16 protein-coding genes are annotated in these 19,183 nt (G+C 72.0%); 4 read left to right on the top strand and 12 right to left on the bottom strand.

Annotation, left to right across the window (positions count from 1 at the left end):
- The first annotated feature begins 55 nt into the window (after positions 1-55).
- Positions 56-3,112, top strand: a complete 3,057-nt coding sequence (gene uvrA, locus SOM08_RS19435) for an excinuclease ABC subunit UvrA (RefSeq protein ID WP_416187023.1) — start codon at positions 56-58, stop codon at positions 3,110-3,112.
- A gap of 28 nt (positions 3,113-3,140) precedes the next feature.
- Here uvrA and SOM08_RS19430 read toward each other — a convergent pair whose 3' ends face one another.
- The 3 genes from SOM08_RS19430 to SOM08_RS19420 are packed head-to-tail and all read right to left on the bottom strand — an operon-like array spanning position 3,141 to position 5,785.
- Entirely contained in the window at positions 3,141-4,019 is an 879-nt protein-coding gene (locus SOM08_RS19430; RefSeq protein ID WP_322469545.1) for a MipA/OmpV family protein, read from the bottom strand.
- Positions 4,016-4,558 (bottom strand): RcnB family protein, encoded by a 543-nt coding sequence (locus SOM08_RS19425; protein ID WP_245980995.1) that lies wholly within the window; start codon positions 4,556-4,558, stop codon positions 4,016-4,018. Before SOM08_RS19425 ends, SOM08_RS19430 begins: the two co-directional genes overlap by 4 nt.
- A gap of 39 nt (positions 4,559-4,597) precedes the next feature.
- Positions 4,598-5,785, bottom strand: coding sequence for a DUF4382 domain-containing protein (locus SOM08_RS19420; protein ID WP_322469544.1), 1,188 nt, complete (start codon positions 5,783-5,785; stop codon positions 4,598-4,600).
- A 127-nt stretch (positions 5,786-5,912) separates the two neighbouring features.
- Here SOM08_RS19420 and SOM08_RS19415 point away from each other — a divergent pair, with 127 nt between their 5' ends.
- Complete coding sequence (locus SOM08_RS19415; RefSeq protein ID WP_116959680.1) at positions 5,913-7,460, top strand: CYTH and CHAD domain-containing protein; 1,548 nt, start codon at positions 5,913-5,915, stop codon at positions 7,458-7,460.
- Between the two features lie 30 nt (positions 7,461-7,490).
- On the opposite strand, the gene SOM08_RS19410 is transcribed toward SOM08_RS19415, so the two are convergent.
- The 6 genes from SOM08_RS19410 to SOM08_RS19385 form a co-directional block, all read right to left on the bottom strand.
- A complete protein-coding gene (locus tag SOM08_RS19410; RefSeq protein ID WP_322469543.1) occupies positions 7,491-8,474 on the bottom strand; it encodes a DUF1513 domain-containing protein in 984 nt (327 codons plus the stop codon).
- Positions 8,475-8,664: 190 nt separating this feature from the next.
- Positions 8,665-9,705, bottom strand: coding sequence for an imelysin family protein (locus tag SOM08_RS19405; RefSeq protein WP_116959682.1), 1,041 nt, complete (start codon positions 9,703-9,705; stop codon positions 8,665-8,667).
- Positions 9,705-11,165, bottom strand: coding sequence for a di-heme oxidoredictase family protein (locus tag SOM08_RS19400; protein ID WP_322469542.1), 1,461 nt, complete (start codon positions 11,163-11,165; stop codon positions 9,705-9,707). Before SOM08_RS19400 ends, SOM08_RS19405 begins: the two co-directional genes overlap by 1 nt.
- Positions 11,162-12,316, bottom strand: coding sequence for an imelysin family protein (locus SOM08_RS19395; RefSeq protein ID WP_322469541.1), 1,155 nt, complete (start codon positions 12,314-12,316; stop codon positions 11,162-11,164). Before SOM08_RS19395 ends, SOM08_RS19400 begins: the two co-directional genes overlap by 4 nt.
- Positions 12,317-12,418: 102 nt before the next feature.
- Positions 12,419-13,021 carry a glutathione S-transferase family protein gene (locus SOM08_RS19390; protein ID WP_116959685.1) on the bottom strand — a complete coding sequence of 201 codons (603 nt, stop codon included), beginning with the start codon at positions 13,019-13,021 and terminating at the stop codon, positions 12,419-12,421.
- Positions 13,018-13,731, bottom strand: coding sequence for a glutathione S-transferase family protein (locus tag SOM08_RS19385; protein ID WP_322469540.1), 714 nt, complete (start codon positions 13,729-13,731; stop codon positions 13,018-13,020). The genes SOM08_RS19390 and SOM08_RS19385 overlap by 4 nt, the downstream gene beginning before the upstream one ends.
- A gap of 161 nt (positions 13,732-13,892) precedes the next feature.
- On the opposite strand from SOM08_RS19385, the gene SOM08_RS19380 reads away from it, so the two are divergent.
- Positions 13,893-14,177, top strand: coding sequence for a hypothetical protein (locus SOM08_RS19380; protein ID WP_322469539.1), 285 nt, complete (start codon positions 13,893-13,895; stop codon positions 14,175-14,177).
- Positions 14,178-14,346: 169 nt separating this feature from the next.
- A complete protein-coding gene (locus SOM08_RS19375; RefSeq protein ID WP_322469538.1) occupies positions 14,347-14,889 on the top strand; it encodes a hypothetical protein in 543 nt (180 codons plus the stop codon).
- 8 nt (positions 14,890-14,897) lie between these two features.
- On the opposite strand, the gene SOM08_RS19370 is transcribed toward SOM08_RS19375, so the two are convergent.
- From SOM08_RS19370 to pyrF, 3 genes are all read right to left on the bottom strand, one after another.
- Positions 14,898-16,331 (bottom strand): DUF1501 domain-containing protein, encoded by a 1,434-nt coding sequence (locus tag SOM08_RS19370; protein ID WP_322469537.1) that lies wholly within the window; start codon positions 16,329-16,331, stop codon positions 14,898-14,900.
- 10 nt (positions 16,332-16,341) lie between these two features.
- Entirely contained in the window at positions 16,342-18,183 is a 1,842-nt protein-coding gene (locus SOM08_RS19365; RefSeq protein WP_322469536.1) for a DUF1800 domain-containing protein, read from the bottom strand.
- A gap of 150 nt (positions 18,184-18,333) precedes the next feature.
- Positions 18,334-19,176, bottom strand: a complete 843-nt coding sequence (gene pyrF / locus SOM08_RS19360; RefSeq protein ID WP_116959695.1) for an orotidine-5'-phosphate decarboxylase — start codon at positions 19,174-19,176, stop codon at positions 18,334-18,336.
- Between the last annotated feature and the right edge of the window lie 7 nt (positions 19,177-19,183).

The following is a 19,183-nucleotide window of genomic DNA, read 5'->3' as shown; positions in this document are numbered from 1 at the left end:
TCATGCCCGGTTGCCCTGCACGAACCGCGCCTTGAACCCGATCCCGCCCGCCGATATGCCGCCCACCGACCTGAGCCCGGGCGATGCCGCCGCCCCACCCAAGGTGGCCGACGCCGACGCCCGCTACCTCGGCGATGCCATGCGCCTGCGCGGCGCCACGCTGTCGGTGCGCGGCGCGCGCACGCACAACCTCAAGAACATCGACCTCGACATCCCCAAGCACCGGCTGGTGGTGATCACGGGGCTGTCGGGCTCGGGCAAGTCCAGCCTGGCCTTCGACACGCTCTACGCCGAAGGGCAGCGCCGCTACGTGGAAAGCCTGTCGGCCTACGCGCGCCAGTTCCTGCAGCTGATGGACAAGCCCGACGTGGACCTGATCGAAGGCCTGGCGCCGGCCATCGCCATCGAGCAGAAGGCCACCAGCCACAACCCGCGCTCCACCGTGGGCACGGTGACCGAGATCCACGACTACCTGCGCCTGCTCTACGCGCGCGCCGGCACGCCGCACTGCCCCGACCACGACCTGCCGCTGGCCGCGCAGAGCGTGGCCCAGATGGTGGACGCCACCCTGGCCTTGCCCGAGGGCACGCGGCTGATGGTGCTGGCGCCCGTGGCGCGCGCGCGCAAGGGCGAGTTCGCCGAGCTGTTCGCCGACATGCAGGCGCGCGGCTACGTGCGCTTTCGCGTCGATGGCGCGGTGGTGGAGGCCGAGGCCCTGCCGGCGCTGAAGAAGAACGACAAGCACGACATCGACGTCGTGATCGACCGCCTGAAGGTGCGCGCCGAGGCCGACGCCGCCGGCACCCATACGCAGCGCCAGCGCCTGGCCGAGAGCTTCGAGGCCGCGCTGCGCCTGGCCGACGGCCGCGCCCTCACGCTCGACATGGACTCGGGCGAGGAACGCGCGCACTCGGCGCGTTTCTCCTGTCCGGTGTGCCACTACACCGTGGCCGAACTCGAGCCGCGACTGTTCTCCTTCAACTCGCCCCTGGGCGCCTGCCCCACCTGCGACGGCCTGGGCCACACCGAGTTCTTCGATCCCGCGCGCATCGTCGCCTTCCCATCGCTCAGCCTGGCCAGCGGCGCCATCAAAGGCTGGGACCGGCGCAACGGCCACTACTTCTCGCTGGTCGAGAGCCTGGCCGCGCACTACGGCTTCGACGTGGACACGCCCTGGGAGTCGCTGCCCGAGGCGGTGCGCCAGGTGCTGCTGTTCGGCTCGGGCGACGAGGAGATCCGCTTCCAGTACGCGCTGGACGGCGGCGAGCGCGCGAACAAGCGCGTGAACAAGAAGCACGCCTTCGAGGGCATCGTGCGCAACTTCGAGCGGCGCTGGCGCGAGACCGACAGCGCCACCGTGCGCGAGGAACTCGCGCGCTGCCGCGCCACGCGGCCCTGCCCGGAGTGCGGCGGCGCGCGCCTGCGCCGCGAGGCGCGCCACGTCTTCGTGGGCGAGGGCGCGCAGCGCCGCGCCATCTTCGAGATTGGCCACGTCACGCTGGGCGAGGCCCTGCGCTGGTTCGCCTCGCTCGCGCTGAGCGGCGCCAAGGGCGAGATCGCGGGCCGCGTGGTGCACGAAATCCGCCAGCGCCTGAGCTTCCTCAACGACGTGGGCCTGAACTACCTCAGCCTGGACCGCAGCGCCGACACGCTCTCGGGCGGCGAGGCCCAGCGCATCCGCCTGGCCAGCCAGATCGGCAGCGGCCTCACCGGCGTGATGTACGTGCTTGACGAGCCCAGCATCGGCCTGCACCAGCGCGACAACGACCGCCTGATCGGCACCCTGCAGCACCTGCGCGACCTGGGCAACACCGTGCTCGTGGTCGAGCACGACGAGGACATGATCCGCGCCGCCGACCACGTCATCGACATGGGTCCGGGCGCCGGCGTGCACGGCGGGCGCGTGATGGCCCAGGGCCGCTGCGAGGACGTGGTCGCGGTGCCCGAGTCGCTCACCGGCCAGTACCTGGGCGGCACGCGCCGCATCGAGGTGCCGGCCCGGCGCACGCCCTGGCAGCCGGCGCGCGTGGCCACCGTGCCGGCCGAACCGGTCAAGCCGCGCTTCCCGAGCGCCAGGGGCCGCGCGGCGGCCGTGCCGCCGGCCTCGGCCGCCGACGGCGGCCAGGCGATCCGCGTGCTCGGTGCCAAGGGCCACAACCTGCGCGGTGTCTCGGTGGACTTCCCGGTCGGTCTGTTCACCTGCGTCACCGGGGTCTCGGGCTCGGGCAAGTCCACGCTGGTCAACGACACGCTCTACGCCGCCGTGGCGCGCGCCATCTACCGCTCGCACGACGAGCCGGCGCCGCACGAGGCCATCGAGGGCCTGGAGCACTTCGACAAGGTCATCAACGTCGATCAGTCGCCCATCGGCCGCACGCCGCGCAGCAACCCGGCCACCTACACCGGCCTGTTCACCGGCATCCGCGAGCTGATGGCCGAGGTGCCGGCCGCGCGCGAGCGCGGCTACGGCCCGGGCCGCTTCAGCTTCAACGTGGCCGGCGGGCGCTGCGAGGCCTGCCAGGGCGACGGCGTGGTCAAGGTCGAGATGCACTTCCTGCCCGACGTCTACGTGCCCTGCGAGGTCTGCCACGGCCAGCGCTACAACCGCGAGACGCTGGAGGTGCTCTACAAGGGCAAGAACATCGCGCAGATCCTGGAGCTCACGGTGGAGCAGGCGCACGCCTTCTTCGGCGCCGTGCCCACACTGGCGCGCAAGCTGCAGACCCTGCTGGACGTGGGCCTGTCCTACATCCAGCTCGGGCAGGCCGCCACCACCCTGTCGGGTGGCGAGGCGCAGCGCGTCAAGCTCGCGCTGGAGCTGTCCAAGCGCGACACCGGGCGCACGCTCTACATCCTGGACGAGCCCACCACCGGCCTGCACTTCGCCGACATCGAGCTGCTGCTCAAGGTGCTGCACCAGCTGCGCGACGCCGGCAACACCATCGTGGTGATCGAGCACAACCTGGACGTCATCAAAACCGCCGACTGGGTGATCGACATGGGCCCCGAGGGCGGCACCGGCGGCGGCACCGTGGTGGCGCAGGGCACGCCGGAAGCCGTGGCCGCGAACCCGGCCAGCCACACGGGGCGTTACCTCAAGCGCCTGCTCTGAGGCCGGTGGCGCTTGAAGCCCTGCCGTCTCATCGGTTGCGGTAGGCCAGCCCCAGGCCCGCGCTGAAGGTGGTGGGCCGCGTGGCCAGCGGGCTGCGCCGCGCGGCGCCCTGCAGCTGCGCCACGCCCAGGCCCGCGTAGCCCACCCAGTGCCGGTTGATGGCGGAGGTGAGGCGCCAGCCCAGCGACAGGCTGTCCCAGCCCGAGCCGATGGCGTAGGCGGGCAGTCCGGTGGCCGCGGCGCCCTCGGGGCCGATGCCGTAGTGCGTCTGGCGGAACGTGCCGTTGGCCCAGCCGGCACCGAAGGACAGGTCCCAGTGCGTGTCGCGCGAAAGGCGGTGGCGGTAGTTCAGGCCCGTGTCCAGGCGCAGCCCGCCGTCGCGGCCCAGCAGGTCCTGCGAGGCCCGGCTGGTCAGGCTCCAGTGCTCGCTGAGCGTCAGGCCCAGGGTGAGCCGGCCGCGCACGGTGGCGCGCACCTTGCCCAGGCCGTGGTAGCGCGGGTCCTTCTCGTCGCGCCAGTCGCGGCCCTCGTCGATCGAGAGCGAGGTGTTGAGCGTGAGCCTGTCGCCGCGCGCGAGCTGGGTGCTCACGCCGCTGTCCACGGTCTCGCGGCCCTGGTTGAGCAGGGCGCTGGCACCGGAACTGGCGAAGCGCCAGCGCCCGAGTTGAAAGGCCCAGATGCCGCCCAGCGAGAGCTTCTGCTCGGCGGTGCCCAGCGGGTTGGCCGAGGAGCCGATGGCCGCGCCGATGAGGTAGTCGCGGCTGGCCTGCAAGGCCAGGTCGTCGCGCGGTGCCGGCGGCGCCGATGCCGGGGCCGGCTCGGCGGTGGGGGCTGCGTCGCCGCGTTCCTGCGCGAGCCCGGCCGCGGCGGACATCAGCAGCGCCGCGGCGGCCAGCGCGGGCTTCACAGCCGGCCCAGGTCTTCGATGGCGTCGACCACGATGCCGGTGCCGATGGCGATGAGCAGGATGTCGGTGGCCACGCGCACGTACTTGTGGCCCGCCGGCGGCACGCCCAGGCGGATGGAAATGGCGTCTGGCACGGGGTAGTAGACGACGTCGCGCGGCAGGGGCGCGCCGCGGTGCCACTTCTTGGCCTGGCCGGGGGGCATGCAGCCGTTGTGCTTCTTGGCCAGGCCGGGCGGGCAGTGGCCGGCGCGCCAGCGGGGCTCGTAGTACTCGACGGCGGCGCGGCGCTGCGTGTCGGTGAAGTAGCCGCCGATCTGCACGTTCACCGAGAGGTTCGTCCGGTCGCCGTCGGGACGGACATACCGGGTGCCGCCGTCGCGATCGCCACGGTCGCCGCGGTCATCGCCCTTGTGGGGTTTGCCGCCTTTGTGTTTCTCCTCGGACTGGCCGTGTTTGCCGCCGCCAGCGTGCGGGGGTTTCTCGGCCAGCGTGGGCGCGGCGGCCAGGGCCAGGGCGGTGCCCAGGAGGAGGGCGGACAAGGAGCGGGACGGAATGGGCATGGCTTGAGGCTCTGCGGTTCAGGGGAAAACAAAATCCTGGTCGATGGTGTCGCTGGCGGCCGCGGTCAGGGGACCGGCGGTCTTGCTCACGCCGCCCGTGGTGGCGCGCAGCGTGAACTGGCCCGCCGCCGCGTTGTCGGCCGAGAAGCTCAGGCTGCTGCCGGCGGCGTGCTGGGCCACCTGCGGCGCCGCCACCGCGTTGCCGGTGTAGGCGTATTCGCCGGTGACGGCGTTCACCGGCCGCTCCACGAGCGTGAGGGTGTCGCCCGCCGTGAGCGTCTGGCGCAGGGCCACGGTCGCGTCGAGCTCGGTGGGCACGGGCGTGAGCGAGACCTGCCCCGTGAAGATGGCCGTGCCCGAGGCGGGCGGGTCGATGCGCTGGCCGGCCGGCGCGGCGCGCACCAGCTGACCGCTGAACACCTGCAGCTGGCGCACCGCCGCCGTGGCCCGCCCGGGCGTGACCACCACCAGCGTGTACTCACCCGGCTCCACGGGTTGCAGCTTGAACAGGCCGTTGGCGTCGGCCACGGTGGCGCGGCGCACCTCGCCGTTCTGCTGCAGCGAGACGCTGGCGCCCGCCGTGGCCGCGGCGAGGGAGACCTCGCCGATCACGCCGGTCTCCACACGCGGCAGCGTGCGCAGCACGGGCTTGAGCAGGTACTGGCCCGAACCCCCGGCCACCACCACGGACCGGCAGGCGTCGAAGTCGATCACCACGTCGGTCAGGCCGTCGCGCTGCACCGCCAGGCTGGTCTGCACCTTCAGGCCCGACTGCTGGCCACTGGGGGTTTTGAGCGGCACCCTCACGCCCGGGTTGCCGCTGAGCACGATCCAGTTGCGGTCGGCCTGGGCGCCGGTGTTGGGCGCCAGCACCAGGCGCAGGCGGGTGTAGGTGCCGGCGGGCACGCGCGTCTGCCCGAGGTCGAGCAGGGCGCCGTTGGTGTAGTCCAGCAGATTGACGCTGAGCGGCGGGTTGACGGGGATGGAGCGCCAGCCCGGGTCGCTGTCGGGCGCGTCGGCGGTGTGCACGCGCACCTCGTTCACCGTGACCACCACCTCGTCGTAGCCGCAGGCGGGGTTGTCGGTGAGGGCCACGCGCAGCGTGCCGCTGCCGCCGTTCCCATCGCCGCCACCACCACCACAGGCGGCCAGCAAGCCCAGCAGGGCCGCGCCCAGCGCGGCGCGCATCCAGGACATCGTGTGCATGTTTGTCTCCAACGACACCGCCGCGCTCAAGGGGGCGCGCCAGCGGTCATTGTTGGCCGAGGCGGCGCCCGCGTGGTAACCGGCTGTAAGGTAGCGACCCTCAGGCGAACTGTGGTCTGATCGATCGATGCCACAGGAAACCGAGCTCAAGCTCGCGCTGCACCCCAAGGACGCCGGGCGTTTGCTGGCCCACCCGCTGCTGGGCGGCCTGCCGCGCGTGGGCCAGCGCCTGTTCAACACCTATTTCGACACCCCCGAGCTGGCGCTGCGCGAGGCGCGCCTGGCCTTGCGCGAGCGCCGCGTGGGCGCGCGGCGCTGGCTCACGGTCAAGACCTCGGGCAGCAGCGTGGGCGGCCTGTCGCGGCGCGGCGAATGGGAGGTGCCCAAGCCGCGCGGGCGGGTCGATTTCGCGCGCGTGGTGGACGAGCCCGCGCTGGCCGCCGCCCTGCAGGACTGGGCGCCCCGGCTGCGCGCGGTGTTCCGCACCGACTTCGTCCGCCGTGCCCTGGTGGTGGAACACGCGGGCGCGCGCATCGAACTGGCGGTCGACGACGGGCACATCAGCGTCGGCAGCGCCCGGCGCGCGCGCCGCGAGCGCCTGCTCGAGGTGGAGCTGGAGCTGCTGGACGGCCCGGTCGACGCGCTGTTCGACCTGGCGCACACCCTGGCGCTCGGCCCCGAGGGCCAGGCGGGGCGTGCGCTGCGCCTGCACCCCGAGCCGCGCAGCAAGGCCGAGCGCGGCTACGCCCTGTTCGCCGGCCAGGCCGCCATGCCCCGGCGCGCCACGCCGCTGGCGTTGGCGCGCGGCATGGCGGTGCGCGAGGCCTTCCAGGCCGCCAGCCTGGCCTGCCTCACGCACCTGCAGGCCAACGAGGCCGAGCCGCGCGCGCTCGCCGACCTGCCGCTGGCCGGCGCGCCGCTGCCCGACCCGGAGTTCGTGCACCAGCTGCGCGTGGCCCTGCGCCGCCTGCGCACCGGCCTGCGGCTGTTTCGCGAGCACCTGCCGCGCCGCTGGGTGGCGCACTGGTCGGCGCACTGGAAGGGCCTGGCCGACGCGCTGGGCGCGGCGCGCAACTGGGACGTCTTCGCCACCGAATGGCTGCCCGATCGCCTGCCCGACAGCGACGCCCGCGCCGAGGCCCAGGCCCTGCGCGCCTGGGTGGACGCCCAGCGCCGCGCGGCCAACCTCGCGGTGGCGCGCCGGCTGGCCGACCCGGCGCACGCCCTGGCCTTGCTGGCCTTCACGCGCTCGGTGTTCGCGCTGCCGGCGCCGCGCGCGCGGGTGAACCTGCCGCGCTGGGCGGTGGCCCGGCTGCGCGCCGGCCATGCACGGTTGCGCGAACAGGCGCGCGACGCGCGCCGCCTGGGCCCCGACGGCCGCCACGAGTTGCGCCTGGCGCTGAAGAAGCTGCGCTACACGCAGGAGTTCCTGATCGGCCTGCTCGACCCCCAGCGCGCCGCGCGCAGCACCGCCACCTTGGCCGAGGCGCAGGCGCTGCTGGGAGAGTTGAACGATCTGGCCACGGCGCAAGGCCTGCTGCAGCAGGTGCCGGCCCGTGTGGCGCCCACGCTCGTGGCCGCCTTGCAGTCGGGCCTGCAGGCGCAACTGGAGGCGGGCCTGCTGGCCCTGCCGGCCATGGAGCGCGCGCTGGAGCGCTCGCCACCGCCCTGGTGAGCGAACCGCGCCGGGGCGGGGGCCGGGCCCTCAGGCGCGCGCGCTCACCCAGTGGTTGTCGAGTTGCAGCGCGGACGACAGGGTCTGGCGCTCGCCGTCGTGCCAGGTGACCGCCGCGCCAGCGGCCCAGGCGTGCCCGGGCCGCGCGGCCAGGGCGCCGGCCGAGGGCAGGTTCACCCGCTCGGCGATGGCACCGCGCGCATCGAGTCCCAGCAGCGCGTTCGCTCGCGTGGCGCTGAGCCAGAAGCCGCCGCCGGCGCGCGCGCAGATGTCGGCGCCATAGCCGCGCGCGTGGGCCATGGGGGGCGCGGCGCGCAGCGCATCGCCGTCCCAGGTGGCCAGCAGGGGGGCGTCGCGGCGCGCGGCCTCGTCGTCGTGTTCGGCCTGCAGGGCGATGCCCACGCGCCGGCCCACCGGGTCCCAGGCGAGGTGGCGCACGCTCAGGCGCGGATCGTCCAGGCGCCACTGGCCCAGCAGTGCGCCCGAGGCCGGGTCGAGCGCCACCAGCGAGGGGTCCATGCGCGACAGGTCGCGGTGGCTGCGGCCGGTCTCGCTTTGCGTGGGGATGCCGCCGTTGGCCACGATCAGCGCGCCGGCCGGGACGCGGCCCAGGGCCTCGGGCAGCACCAGCATTTCGTGCGGGTCCATGCCCTGCGTGGCCCACTCGCCGGTTTTCTCCAGCGTGCGCGGATCGCGCACGCCGATCAGCCCGGCGGCGTCGGCCTGGTTGGTCTCGGTGGTCCACACCGCGCGCCCGTCGCAGGAGGGCAGCACGTGGCCGTTGAGCCGGCGGTCGTCGTTCACCCAATGCCACTGCGCCGCGCCGCTGTCGGGCCGCCAGCGCAGCAGCCAGTCGCCGGGGCGGCGCGCGGCCACCAGCACCGCACCGTCGGCTTCGAGGGCGAGGCCGTGCGCGCGCGTGGGCAGCGACAGCTGCGCCAGGGCCGATACGTGGTCCTCATCCACGCGCAAGACGCCCGCGAAATACCGGCCGCGCTCAGCCCAGCTGGCCATGAGCCGGCTGTGGGGGGCGTCGCCTGCCAGCGCGCGGGTGCCCAGGCCAGCGGCCAGCCAAGCCAGGACACCACGGCGAGTCAGTCCGGTGGCGAGCGAGGCGTCCAGGAACACCGCGGATCCGGCTTCGCCGGTCCGCTGGTGTGGTCCCCGGAAGGGGACGCCGCGCAGCGGCGCAGGGGGGAGCCGTCTAGTCGCCATCGGCACTGGAGAAACCCAGGTTGACTTCGAGGCTGCCCGCCACCTCGGACTGCATCAGCGTGGTCAGCTTCTTGAGCGCGCGCGCCGCCGCGTCCACGCCGGCGGGGGCGCCCGGCTGCACGCCCTGCATCGCGCGGTCGGCCTCGTCCACGGTCGCGCGCCAGCGATCGGCCAGCGCGATGTGTCCGCGCCCGCGCAGGTAGGACTCGATGCTCACCCGGCCCGCGCCGATGGCGGGCGCGCCGCTGTCGGGCTGGCGCGCCAGGGCGCGCAGCTCGGCCCAGCCGGCGGCCCAGGCCGCGCCGGTCTGGCCGCTGGGCAGCCGCGCGAAGGCGGGCGCCGCGCCGCGCGTTTCGGCCTCGCGCAGGGGTTTTTCCATGCCCGTCCAGCGCAGGCGCTCCAGGCCGCCCAGCCATTGGTTGATGAACTCCACGAAGGCCGTGACGGCGGCCTCTTCTTCGGGCGGCGCGGCGGCCAGCGCGTCGAAGGCGGCGCGCAGGGCCTCGGCCTCGCGCTGCACGGCCTGCGCGGCCAGCACGGCGTAGGCGCAGGCGCCGCTGCGCGGCGCGGCGGGCGCGCTCCACAGCAGGTACTCGATGGCGGGCAGGCCCTTGGCGGGCGTGCCCACGCGTTCCATGTCGTCCAGGGACTTGGGCTCGCGCGCCAGCGAGCGCTTGAGCAGTTCGGGACGCAGCGGCTGAAAGTCGATCTCGCGCAGCGAGCGGCGCTCGATCAGCGGGCCCACGGCCACGGCGGCCAGCCGTTCCCAGGCCAGCACGGTCTGCGTCCAGGCCGCGCGCGCCGGCGCCAGCGCGGCCGGGCCGGCGCAGTGGCCTTGCAGCGCCTGCACCAGCGTGGGCGCCTGCTCGGCGAAGGCGCGCGCCAGCGGCGCGGTGTGGTCGCGGTACAGGGCGGCCACCGCGTCGGGCGGGTAATAGTAGGGCGCGGCGGCCTGCGCCCACAGCGCGCCGGGCGCGCACAGCAGCAGGGTGAGTGCCGCGCCAACCCGCCAGCGGAATCGGGTACGCATCAGAGGCTCTCCACGAATTTCACCAGGGCGCGGCGGTCGGCCTCGCCGAACTTCAGCACCTGCTGCTTGCTGGCCTCGGCCTCGCCGCCGTGCCAGAGGATGGCCTCGAGCACGCCATTGGCGCGGCCGTCGTGCAGCAGGCGGGTGTGACCGTTCACGTCCTTGATCAAGCCGATGCCCCACAGCGGCGGCGTTTTCCACTGGCGGCCGTTGGCCAGGAAGTCGGGCCGGCCATCGGCCAGCGCCTCACCCATGTCGTGCAGCAGCAGGTCGGTGTACGGGTGGATGGTCTGGCCCTGCAGGGCCCGGCTGGTCAGGCGCGGGAAGGGGCCTTCGGCCGTGGTGTAGGTGGGCCGGTGGCAGACCGCGCACTGCGCCTGCGCGAACAGCCGCTGGCCCCGCAGCACCTGCGGGTCCTGGATGTCGCGGCGCGCGGGCGGCGCCAGCGTGGCCTGGTAGAACACCACCTCGTCCAGGGTCTTGGCGTCGATCTCGGGCTGGCCGTTGCGCGAGCCCTTGGGCGCGGCCAGGCAGTCCTTCTGCCGGGGCGTGCAGGTCTCGTCGGGGAACTGCGCCGAGGTGATGCCGATGTCGCCGTGGAAGGCGCCCGCCGTCTGGTGGGCGATGGTGGCCACGTTGGCCTTCCAGCCGAAGCGGCCGAGCATCTCGCGCTGCGCGAACACGTCCCACACGCGGTTGGGCTGGCCCTTGATGGGGCCGGGCAGCGCGGCCTGGGCCTCGGCGTTGGCCAGCACCTCACTTTCGGGGATGGCTTCGAGCAGGCCCACGCCGATGACCTGCGGCGCGATGCGCGGGCTGATCATGGCGCCCGGGGCGAAGGGGCCGTAGGCGAGGCGGTCGACGATGTACTCGGGCTTTTGCAGCGTGTAGGGCGTGCCGTCGGCGAAGCGGCCCTGGATGGCCTGCCAGCGCAGGCGCACCCGGCCCTCGGGCTTGACGCCCTGGATCGCCGCCGTGTTGAGCTGGTCGCCATAGACCGGGTCGTGCTTCGGGCCGCCGTGCGCGTCGCTGCCGGGCACCGACAGGCGCAGCAGCAGGGCCAGCGGTTCCTGGTCGGAGATGCCGCGCTTCCACGGTGGCGGCTCACCGCGGCCGTCGAACAGGTGGCAGGCGCCGCAGGAGCGCGCCAGGAAGTTCGGGCCCAGGCCGTCGCGCGCCTTGGTGCTCGCGGGGGCCTCGACCCAGTTGCGCTTGAAGAAGGAGTTGCCGATGACGAAGCGCGTGCGCTCCGGGTCGGTGAGGTTGGCGGCGGGGAAGGAGAAGGCGTTCTGCCCCGTGGCCCAGACCGTGGTCGCGCCGCCGGTCTTCTCGCCCAGGGGATCGGGCGCCGCGTCGGTGGGGCCGGCCGGGGCAGGCGCTTGTGCCGCCGCCTGCAGCGCGGCGACCGAGGTGAGCGCCGCCACGCCCAAGGCCGCGGCGGCCCAGGCCGCTCGCTTCACGGTTGCACCAGCGTGAGTTTGGCGATGCCCACGGCGGCGGCGGCGGCCACGATGTCCTTGGACTGCTCGGTCAGGCTCTTGATGGTGGCCTCGATCTTCGGGCGGCCCGCCGAGCCGGCGACGATGGCGCGGTCGAAGGGCGCGGGAATGGCTTCGGCCGACTCCACCGAGGTGCGGATCTGCTTCGTGGTCTTGTCGGCCACGCCGGCGTTCCTGGCATTCACCAGGTCGCGCAGGCTGGGGCCCTGCAGGGTGCTGCCGTCGGCGCGCACGTAGCGGCCCAGCCAGACGTTCTCGATGCCCTTGGCGTTGGCCACGGCGTCGCGGTGGGTGTTGTCGGAGAAGCAGCTGTGCTCGTCTTCCTGGTCCTGGCTGGCCAGGGCCACTTCGAGGCGCTCGCCGGCCAGTTCGCCGCGCGAGAGCGAGCCCATGGCCACGAACATCTTGCGCAGCGACTCGTTGCCGCCCTTCTCGAACTTCGCGCGGTAGTTGTTCTTGGCGCCCGGCGCCCAGGCCTTCACCAGGCCGCCCAGGTCGTCCACCAGCAGGTCGGTGACGGTGTTGAGGTACTGGCGTCGGCGGTCGGCGTTGGGGGCCTTGCCGTCGACAAAGTCCTCGAAGCTGCGGTTGCCCGGGCCGGTCTCGGACAGGTCCTGGCCCCAGAGCATGAACTCGATGGCGTGCCAGCCGGTGGCGATGTTTTCCTCGCCGCCTTTTTCGTTCAGCGCGGCCAGCGCCTTCTTGGTGAGGGGCTGCTTCTTGTTGTTGACGAGGCCGGCGGTCTTCTTGCCGTCCACATAGTCCACGTAGGACTCGTCCATGGGCCAGGCGTTGAGCCGGCCTTCGGGGCCGTTGTCGTTGTCGATGGGGCCGCCATAGAAGCGGAAGGCCTCGGTCTGTCCATAGAACTCGCGCGCCGCCAGCCAGGCCTTGCGGGCCGCGTCCTGGGCGGGCTGCGAGGGCGCGGCGGTGAAGGCCTTGACGGCGGCCTGCAGCGCCTTGGCGGCGCTCAGCGTGTCCTCGTAATTGGCGTGCACCAGGGCCGCGTAGTGCGCGGTCACGCTCGCGGGGCTGGCACCGGTCTGGGCATGCAAAGGGGCGGCCAGGCTCAGGGCGAGCACGGCGGCGGCGGCGAGGGGCTTCAGGCGCATGGCGGTTCTCCAGGACGGAAGGGGGAAACGCCGAATTCTAAATGCAAATAATTCTTATCCTTGACTTAAGCAGGGCTGACGGGGCCGCCGTCTGACCGGGGGCTACCGCGCCGCCACCCGATCCCGCCACGCCGCCAGGGCGGCGAGGCCCTGTTCCCCCGGCTTGAACTTGAGCAGCCGCGCGAATTCGATGGTGCAGAAGGCCGTGATGTCGGCGATGGTGAAGCGCTGTCCCGCCACCCAGGGCTGGCCTTGCAGCAGGCCGTCGAGCCAGCGCAGGGTCTCCATCGCCTTGGCCTGCTGCGACGCACCGAATTCGGGGAACTGCGGCTGCTCCAGCACCGCCAGCCCGGGGTGCTGGTGGCGGATCGCCTGCGCCAGCGGCAGCGTCACGTACCACTCCACGTGCCGGTCGGCCATCTCGATGAAGGCGCGCTCTTCGGCGTCGCGGCCCATCAGGTTGGGCTCGGGCTGCAGGCCTTCCAGGTAGGCGCAGATCGCGCGCGACTCGCTCAGCACGCGGCCGTCGTCGAGTTCGAGCACGGGGATGCGCGCCACCGGGCTGCGCGAGAGCGCGGGGTGCGATTTGTGTTCGTGCGCGTTGATGTCGACCAGCACCTCCTCGATGCCGGTCATGCCCTTCTCGGCGATGAACATCTGCACGCGGCGCGGGTTGGGCGCGCGCTCGGACACGTAGAGCTTCATCGGCGGTCCTCCTTCAGGCTCTGGCCGGTTTCCATCAGCTTGCGCGCGTCTTGCGAGAAGCGGCGCGCCGCTTCGTCGCCATCGCGCGTGAGGTCCACCGTCGACGGCGGCGATTCGATGCCGCGCTGCACCGCCGGGCGCGCGCGGATGGTGTCGCGCCAGCGCTTGAGGTGCGGCAGGTCGTCGATGTCCACGCCGGACCAGCGGTGCGTGCGCACCCAGGCCCAGTTGGCGATGTCGGCGATGGAGTAGTCGCCGGCCAGGTACTCGTGGTCTTTCAGGTGGCCGTCGAGCACGCGGAACAGGCGCTTGGTCTCGCCCTGGTAGCGATCGATCACCGCCGGGATCTTCTCGGGGAAGTAGCGGAAGAACACATTGGCCTGTCCCATCATCGGGCCCACGCCACCCATCTGGAACATCAGCCACTGCAGCACGCGCGAGCGGCCCTGCGGGTCCGCGGGCATGAGCTGGCCGGTCTTCTCGGCCAGGTAGATCAGCACCGCGCCCGACTCGAACACCGCGAAGCCGCCAGCCCCGTGGTCCACGATGGCGGGGATGCGGCCATTGGGGTTGATGGCCAGGAAGTCCGGGCGCTTCTGCTCGCCGGCCGTGAGGTCCAGCACCTTCAGCGTGTAGGGCAGGCCCAGTTCCTCGAGCGCGATCGAGGCTTTGTGGCCATTGGGGGTGGCGGCGGTGTAGAGGTCGATCATGGGCAGATGCTACTGGGCGGCCCCGGCTTCATGGCGGCAGCGGGGCGATCCTGAATACGCCGTGAGGGTATGGCACGCGGCGGGCATGGAATATCGCGGCCGAATGGGAACCGCCGCCGTGCAGCGGGCCATTCGCTGGAGGCGATTCAAGGAGGCATTCCATGAACGACGGCAACACCCCGCGGCCACCGACTCGGGAAAAACCTGCCACTCGGGAGCATGCAGATGACGACCTGCTCTCGGACCAGGACGGCGCCGACATCTTCCTCGGCAACAAGGGCCTCGACCGCCTCTTCAGCGGGGCCGACAACGATGGGCTCTTCGTTCATCTGAAGCTGATCGATGCGCAGGCGAAGGCACTGCAGGGCGCGTCCAGTGAGGACAGAGGAAGAACCGAACCACAAGCCGGACAGCCCGGCTGTAGCGCTGATGGGGAGGCCCGCTGAACATGAACCCAACGAGTACCCGCATGACAAATGGAATCGTCATTTGCCTTGCATTGGCTTTGCTGGTCGCCTGTCCTACTCCAATCCGTATTGGAGCAGCGACGCTCCGCACCCATCCAACTGGGGCAGCGAGGCTGCCCGCCCGCCAATCCACTTCGACGATCAGTCCTTGCGCTCCCTCGACGCCGACACCGTGCGCCTGGGCCCAGGCATCGACCCTGGCGCGCTGCAAGCGAGCTGGTCCACGGTGGACACCGAAGAAGGCCCCTGCCGCGCGCTCACATTGAGTTGGGGCGGCCCGGGCGGCGTGCACGTGCTCATGCCGGAGGACGGCGCTATTCCCGGAGCCGGCATCGAATGCTTCGAATTCGCCGATGGCACGGTGTGGTCGATGGAGCAGATGGTTGCGCTGGTGTCGAGCGCGCCCGAACCCGTGGTGGCTGCCGTGAGCGAGTGGCCCGCCCTGGCGTCAGGGAACGATCGCTGGCGGGACATCTGGGCTCTGGGCGACAACGGTGCCAGCAATCCGTTGTCGCAAGGCGTCTTCTCAGGAGCGGAGCTCAGCCCGGCGCAGGCGACCTTCGAAGCCCAGTTCAACAACCTCATCCACGCCATGGCGGCCTTCGCACCACCGCCGATGGCCAGCTTCACGCCGTCCAGCGACACCCAGGCCAGCGCCTTCGTGCCGGTGCTGGCGGCCAACCCGTTCTGAGCCCGCCCTCAGGCCATGAACCCCAGGTTCGTCGGGTAGTCCACGCTGTTGAAGTTGCCGATGTAGGGCAGCACCTGGCCCAGTTCGCCGCCGCTCACGCCGAACCACTGCGCCAGCGTGGCCGCGTACTGGCTCACCGAGGTGCTGGGCAGCAGCCGGCCCTGGCCCACGTGCCACTGGTCGAAGCTGTCGCTGGTGCTGTTGGTCACGCTCACGGGCGGGGCCTTGCCGTAGAAGGCGCGGCCGCGCACGGCGCCGCCCACCATGAGGTGGTGCGAGCCCCAGCCGTGGTCGGAGCCGTCGCCGTTGGAGGTGAGCGTGCGGCCGAAGTCCGAGGCGGTGAAAGCGGTCACCTTGTCGGCCACGCCGAGCTGCACGGTGGCGTCGTAGAAGGCGGTGAGCGCGCCGCTCAGGCGCTCCATCAGGCCGGCCTGGCCGTTGAGCAGGTTGTCGTGCAGGTCGAAGCCGCCGAGCGAGACGAAGAACACCTGGCGCCGGCTGCCGAGCTGGTTGCGCGCGGCGATCAGCCGCGCGACCAGGCGCAGCTGGCTGGCCAGGCCGTTGTTCGCCGGGAAACCGCTGAAGGGCGCGGTGTTGGCGGGAAAGGCGTTGAGCGCGCTGGTGATGGCGCCTTCGGTGCCATAGGCGCGCGCGGTGACCAGGTTGTATTCGTTCTCCAGCGCGTGCGCGCGGGTCTGCATCGCGATGTCGACCAGCGCCGAGCGCACCGCCGGCGAACCGTAGACGTTGCCGTTGAGGCAGTTGATGCGGACCGCCCCGCCGCTGCCGACCTGGTAGCTCAGCGCCTCGTCGCCCGAGAGGAACACGGTGTTGCCGGCCACCGAGACGCAGGTGAGCACGCTGTTGGTGTTGCTCGATCGCGCCAGGTCGCCCACCTGGCCGCCCCAGCCCGTGGTGCTGCCTTCGGCGGCCGAACTCATCCACACCGATTGCTGGTCGTTGTGCGAGAACAGCTTGGGCGGGCGCGGGAAGGACGCGCTGTTGCTGTTGTACTGCTGCCGCGTGAGCGGCACCACCAGGGGCCCGACGTTGAGCTGCACGGCGGCCGCGCCGGTGTTGAAGAGGTTGGCCAGGCCCGTCATGGCCGGGTGCAGGGCGTACTGTTTGCCGTCGGGCAGCGGCACGGCGGGGTTGAGCACGGTGGCCGCCAGGTCGGCGCGCGGGATTGCGATGCCGCCGCGGATGGCGGCGTACTGGGCGTGGCTGGTGGCGTCGTAGTTGATGACGGTGTTGGCGTAGTCGTTGCCGCCGAACAGGAAGACGCAGACCAGGGCCTTGTAGTCGGTGGCGTCGAAGGCCGCGGCCTCGCCGATGGCGGCGAGGTTCATCACCGTGGGCAGGGCGGTGCCGGTGAAGGCGAGCTGACCGGCGCGGCGCAGGAAGGCGCGGCGGGTGTGTCGGGCGGGGGCGATGAAATGCATGGCGCGCTCCTCACTTCTGGATCAGGTACTCGGGGCAGGCCATCACCATGAGCACGGCGGCCCAGACCCGCCGGTTCCTGGCGTCGGCGCTGCTGGCGGCCGTGACGGTGGTGGCGTTGAGCGCGTTGACCATGAGCGTGCGCGTGGCGGGTGAGATCTGCCCCGCCGCCAGCACCAGGTTCAGGTGGTCCACCAGCGCGGCGGCGTTGGTCACCAGCGCGAGTTCGCGCGCGTAGTTGGCCTTCACGTCGTAGGCGTAGTTGTTCCACGCGGCATAGGGAACGCCCGGGTTGGGGCAGTTGATGCCGCGCTCGATCACGCCCTGCATGAAGTTGAGGTAGCCGCCCACGCTGGACTCGTTGACGAGCTGGAACTCCGGCGCCGTGGCATTGCGGGCCGCCAGGGCGGTATTGGGCGGCACGTAGCCGGGGCGGAAGAAATTGAAGACCGAGGGCGAGCGCAGCGGGCTCTGACCGAGTTGGGTGCCGGCGTCGGCCAGATCGAAGACCTTCCAGCTGCCCGCCGCCGACGTGACGTCGAAGCTGCGCGCCCACTGAATGAAGCGGACCATGGGCTCGCGCAGCTTGCCGTGGGTGCTGCTGGACAGCGAGAGGCCGCCGCGCGCCTCGGGGTCGAGCAGGATGGCGACCATCACCGCCTGCAGGTCGCCGCGCTGGCCCTTGCCGTTGTTGTTGAACTTGCTCGCCACGCGCGCCACGTAGGCCGGGCTGGGGTCGCTGGTCACCAGGCGCTGGATCATCTGGCGCGCGAAGAAGGGCCCGGTGTTGGGGTGGTTGAACAGCGTGTCCAGGGCGATGCGCAGCGCCGCGCGCCCGGGCGTGCCGGCCGGCACCGTGGCGCCCAGGAAGCGCGCCTCCAGCGTGGAGTGGCGGCTCTCGCGCAGGCTCATGGGCTTGCGCGCGAAGGCGCTGGATTCGATGGTGTAGTTCTGCCCGACCGGCGTGTGTCGCACGCCGTCGGAGGTGTCGAAGTCCCAGCCGGTGAAGACGCGCGCGAGGTGGGTCACGTCGTCCTGGGTGTAGCTCTCGATGGGGCGTCCCCCGCTCATCTTGGGCGTGCCATCGAGGTTGAGTTCGAGCAGGCCGATGGTGAAGAGCTGCATCACCTCGCGCGCGTAGTTTTCGTCGGGCACGCGGCCGGTGGAGGGGTTCTCCTTCTGGTTGCCCTTGGTGTTGAGGAAGTAGCCCATGGCCGGGTGCAGCGTCACGTCCTCGAGCAACTGGCGGAAGTTGCCGAAGGCGTTGCGCATGAGCATGTCCCACCACGAGGCGTAGGCGTGGCTGCGCCAGGTGAACTCGGCCGTGGTCAGCGAGCTGACAAAGATCTCGGACAGCGCGAGCGCGACGCGCTTGCGCATGGCCTCGCCGCCCGACAGCAGCTGGCTCCAGAGCATGAAGTCGGCCGGGTACTGGTTGAAGAAGTAGTTGTTGCTGTCGATGGCGCCATAGCCGCGCGCCTGCAGCCAGTCCCAGCCGCTCTGGCCTCGGGGCTGCTGGAACTGGCGCGCCAGCCACAGGGCGTAGCCTTCGCCGCGCAGTGCCGCGATCTCCTGCGGCGTGGAGGAGAACTGCGCCTGCTGCAGGAAGCGCGCCGCCTCGGCGTCGTTGTTCGCGGCGAGGTAGGTGTAGCCGTCGAGGGAAAAGTCCACCACGGGCACGAAGGGCGGTTCGGCCGATCCGCCGTCGCTGCCACCGCCGCCCCCCCCGCAGGCGGCCAGCGCCGCCGTGGCCGCTGCCGCGGCACCGGCGATCGCTGCGCGGGTGCGCGCCGCCGGGTCTTCGTGCTCGATCAGCGCATCGCTGGGCAGATCGTCCTGTTCGATCGTCGCCATGGCCACCCTCCATCTGGATGGGGCGCGAGTCTAGGCAGGCGACCGCGGGCGCCGATGGCGCGTTGCGCTTGGTTACAGGGGGGTGTCGTGGCGTCGCCGCATCCGCTGAGCGGCTTACCGTATGGGGGTATTTGTCAAGCCGCCGGTCGTTCAGCCGATGCGCGCCGCGTGCAATTGATCACGCGTTTTGAGGGCCGCCTGGCGCGCCGCGGCGGCGAAGTCGTCGCCCGCCGAGGCATAGAGGATGGCGCGCGAGGAGTTCACGACGATGGGGCCGGTGATGGCATCGCCCTGCAGGCGCAGGCCCGCGCGCACGGTGGCCGTGGCGTCGCCGCCCTGAGCGCCCACGCCGGGGATGAGCAAGGGCAGCGTGGGGGCGAGTTCGCGCACGCGCGCGATCTCGGCCGGGTAGGTGGCGCCCACCACCAGGCCGAGCTGGCCATTGAGGTTCCAGGGCCCCTGCGCGAGGCGCGCCACGTGCTCGTACAGCAGGGGTTGGCCGGCGACGGAGGACAGGCGCTGCGCCTGCAGGTCGTCGCCCCCGGGGTTGGAGGTGCGGCACAGCAGGAAGGCGCCCTTGCCGTGGCGGCGCAGGTAGGGCTCCACCGAGTCGAAGCCCATGAAGGGCGAGAGCGTGACGGCGTCGGCGCCGAAGCGCTCGAAGGCCTCGATGGCGTACTGCTCGGCGGTGGCGCCGATGTCGCCGCGCTTGGCGTCGAGGATCACGGGCACGCCGGGCGCGGCGCGGCGCATGTGCGCGACCAGGCGCTCGAGCTGGTCTTCGGCGCGGTGCGCGGCGAAGTAGGCGATCTGCGGCTTGAAGGCGCAGACCAGGTCGGCGGTGGCATCGACGATGGCGGCGCAGAAGTCGTGAATGCGCGAGGCGTCGTTCTTCAGGTGCGCGGGGAACTTGGCGGGGTCCGGGTCCAGGCCCACGCACAGCAGGCTCGCGTTGTCGCGGGTGGCGGCCTGCAGCTGGTCGATGAAGGTCATGGGCCGG

This window comes from Hydrogenophaga sp. SNF1 (assembly GCF_034421675.1).
GTDB classification, from domain to species: domain Bacteria; phylum Pseudomonadota; class Gammaproteobacteria; order Burkholderiales; family Burkholderiaceae_C; genus Hydrogenophaga; species Hydrogenophaga borbori.
The sequence above is the reverse complement of the archived record's forward strand: the minus strand, read 5'-3'. Positions and strand labels throughout refer to the sequence as shown.